3 protein-coding genes are annotated in these 856 nt (G+C 37.4%); 2 read left to right on the top strand and 1 reads right to left on the bottom strand.

All coding sequences use genetic code 11. From position 1 onward, the window contains the following. On the top strand, positions 1-240 hold a 240-nt coding region (locus ACODS7_RS32255; protein WP_488828641.1), incomplete at its 5' end, for a single stranded DNA-binding domain-containing protein. A gap of 90 nt (positions 241-330) precedes the next feature. Next, entirely contained in the window at positions 331-609 is a 279-nt protein-coding gene (locus ACODS7_RS32250) for an AbrB/MazE/SpoVT family DNA-binding domain-containing protein (protein WP_002205089.1), read from the top strand. 62 nt (positions 610-671) lie between these two features. Here ACODS7_RS32250 and ACODS7_RS32245 read toward each other — a convergent pair. Continuing rightward, on the bottom strand, positions 672-856 hold a 185-nt coding region (locus ACODS7_RS32245), incomplete at its 5' end, for an HU family DNA-binding protein (RefSeq protein WP_488828639.1).

Raw genomic sequence — 856 nt, 5'->3', positions numbered from 1 at the left:
CGTGTATATGTGACGGAAGTGGTTGCAGAGAACGTACAATTTTTAGAGCCACGTAATAGTGGTGGAGGAGAACGTAATTCATTCAATCAACAGCCAGTAGGAGCTGGTTTTGGTAATCAAGGTTCGAACTCATTTAATCAATCTAGTAATTCTGGTAACCCTGGATTTAAAAAGAATGATGACCCATTCTCTAATCCAGGTCAACCAATTGATATTTCGGACGACGATTTACCTTTCTAACAAGTTGTTAGTGTGTGTTTCTGGATGTTCATGTTTTTGATTTTTGGAGAAACCTAGTTAAAATAGATTTGATAAAAAGGGAGAGATTTGATGAAATCAACAGGAGTAGTTCGCAAAGTCGATGAATTGGGGCGTATTGTGCTTCCTAGGGAATTAAGGAATACCTTAGATATAGAGGCTAAAACACCAATTGAAATCTTTGTAGACGGAGAGAAAATTGTTTTACAGAAGTATCAACCTGATGGAATTTGCATGGTGACAGGAGAAGTTTCAGAACGTAATTTTGTATTAGCAAATGGTAAAATTATTGTCAGCTCAGAAGGTGCAGATTATCTGATGAAAGAATTGCAACAGTACTTAGTGAAATAAGAAATGGTTCATATGAAAAAGAAGAGAGATGAGGAATCCCTCTTCTTTTTATGTATGTTAATTTATTTTACAGCCTCTTTTAGGCTTTTCCCCGCTTTAAATGCAGGTGTTTTTCCTCCAGGAATGAACATTTCTTCTCCTGTTTGAGGGTTACGTCCTGTACGTGCAGAGCGTTCACGTACCTCAAATGTACCGAATCCAATTAATTGCACAGAGTCGCCTTTTGCTAGGGCTTGTGTAATTTGAT

The sequence above is a fragment of the Bacillus sp. FG16 genome, from assembly GCF_057809515.1.
The sequence above is the reverse complement of the archived record's forward strand: the minus strand, read 5'-3'. Positions and strand labels throughout refer to the sequence as shown.